Source organism: Enterobacter cloacae complex sp. IR5450, assembly GCF_049238665.1.
In the GTDB taxonomy this organism is placed as follows: Bacteria; Pseudomonadota; Gammaproteobacteria; order Enterobacterales; family Enterobacteriaceae; genus Enterobacter; species Enterobacter hormaechei_C.
This window is the reverse complement of sequence record NZ_JBMKIC010000078.1, coordinates 1-1,890: the sequence shown is the minus strand read 5'-3', so window position 1 is coordinate 1,890 and position 1,890 is coordinate 1. Positions and strand designations below refer to the sequence as shown.

Genomic DNA, 1,890 nt, shown 5'->3' with positions numbered 1-1,890 from the left:
TTCATCCGGCACATCTTGGAGGCCAGGTTAAACAGAATGGCCGCCTGGTCACGCGAACGTGCGGCAGAATACAGCTGCGAGTTCGGCGCCGCTTCTGGCCCCACCAGATAGAGCAGCATCAGCATGGCGGTTTCAACGGTCTTGGCGTTCTTGCGCCCGCGGCTGATGATGGCGCGGCGAGTGCCATGCTTGTTGTCAAAGATAGCCCTGAAGTCGTCTTTCATGAACTCAGCCATTTTCAGGGGCTGGCCAACAAACTTACCTTCAGGGATAACGATATTTCTTTCGCACCAGAGGATATTCCTCTCGGCTCTTGTCAGAGTTTTTTTAGCCATCGAAGAGCCTTATTCAATTTCCCAGGGTTTTCTCTCCCGTGGCAGATTGTTGTTGGCACGACCTACCGTTTTGGGATCGGCAGTCGCCTGCCGGGTGATCCGCAGCCGCGTCGCCAGTGAGGACGCAGAGCGCACTTCACGCTCGCGCATCGTGAGCAGTTTGTCGTAACGCTTCAGCCCATCTTCTCGGGACAACCACTCCAGTTCGAATTCTTCAATCTGGGTGGTGAGCAACCGAGCCTGCACAACATGGCGGCAGTACATTTCCAGCATGTCGCGGTGCGTTTCGGTAAATGAGCTGGCGGGGTTGTCATTGACCAACCGGACCCAGACGTTTATTTCCGGATCGCTCAGATGAATGGACGGCTGTAGCCTGCTTTCAGCCAGTGCCGGCAGCGAGACAGCAGACGTCGCAGCCAGAGACTTTCTGCCTCGCTGTGCCATCGCTTTTTTCCTTTTTTTCTGGACGTTTTTAAAATGAAATGGGGGAGCGCGGTCTTTAAGATTTTGCCGCCAGAGTTTTACCCCTCCCCCCAGCCCTCAGGTATGCAAATGAGAATTAATATCATTTCTCGATGATTCGCAGGTTTTCGCGGGAGAGGGTGGCGGGCACCAGTCTTTCTCCGACACCGAGCGGGAAGGTCAGGCTGACCGTAGGTAGCGTCTCGCCCACCTCGTGGTTGAAGTTGATGGCGGTAACAGAGCTGAAACTCACGCCATCAATGCTCAGTTCAACAAGCTTACCGCCCCGGTATTCAATCTTCATATCTTGCATTGCATACTCCTGTTACCAGATAACCCGACCATCATTGTCGAACTCCGTTACCGTTCCGCCCTTCTCCATGCGCTGCTTCACTGAGTCGTGACAGCGTTTGCAAAGCGACTGAAGATTTTCTGGGTTATGAAAGAGCGCCTCATCGCCTTTATGCGGGATGATGTGGTCTACCACCAGCGCTGACACGATCTGGTTTCGTTTGAGGTGGAACTCGCAAAGGGGCTGCTTTTGCAGCTGGTGATAGCGGAGTCGATACCAGCGCTTCGTGTTGTAGAGATTATGCCAGGGTGAATTGGATGCCATAAAACTACTTCCGAGAATGCAGCAGGCCACCTGGCTGAGTAGCTTTCTGCAGGGCTTCGTTCACTATCTTTTTGATAGCCTCTTGTAAGGCGCTATCTAGCGGGCCTTTGGAACTGGCAGCAATTTCAAACTTTTCAGCTTCAAACTCAACCTGCTCTTTTCCATTGTCTACAGAAACACCCATACCAGAAGCATATATACGGCCGCTCTCTGACGTAATGCCATTCCCGATAAACGCATCATTGATAAACACTTGTCCGTTCTTCATGGTGAATGGAGACAGTTCAGCCAGCGACTTGCCTAAAGCTTTCGCCATCCTGGTGCGCTTGATGTGCTCCACGGCATCCCGCATTTCTTCTGGGGAAATACCACCATCACAACTCAGGGCGTCGAACATTGCGTTGCTGCGAATATCGTCTTGCAGCGCTTGAACCATTTCTTCGGCATCGACAGAAGAAACGCCTTCGATCCAGTCAC

At 52.5% G+C, this 1,890-nt stretch carries 4 protein-coding genes and 1 pseudogene; all 5 read right to left on the bottom strand.

Features of this window, described 5'->3' with window-relative positions:
• Positions 1–335: terminase large subunit domain-containing protein (locus ACOTYB_RS24725; protein WP_421765918.1), on the bottom strand; the 335-nt coding region annotated here is incomplete at its 3' end.
• A gap of 9 nt (positions 336–344) precedes the next feature.
• Complete coding sequence (locus ACOTYB_RS24720; RefSeq protein WP_006811063.1) at positions 345–779, bottom strand: hypothetical protein; 435 nt, start codon at positions 777–779, stop codon at positions 345–347.
• A 121-nt stretch (positions 780–900) separates the two neighbouring features.
• Complete coding sequence (locus ACOTYB_RS24715; RefSeq protein ID WP_069597503.1) at positions 901–1,110, bottom strand: serine acetyltransferase; 210 nt, start codon at positions 1,108–1,110, stop codon at positions 901–903.
• A gap of 12 nt (positions 1,111–1,122) precedes the next feature.
• Positions 1,123–1,413, bottom strand: coding sequence for an HNH endonuclease (locus ACOTYB_RS24710; protein WP_069597502.1), 291 nt, complete (start codon positions 1,411–1,413; stop codon positions 1,123–1,125).
• Between the two features lie 4 nt (positions 1,414–1,417).
• Positions 1,418–1,890, bottom strand: a pseudogene (locus ACOTYB_RS24705) (hypothetical protein); the annotation flags it as partial.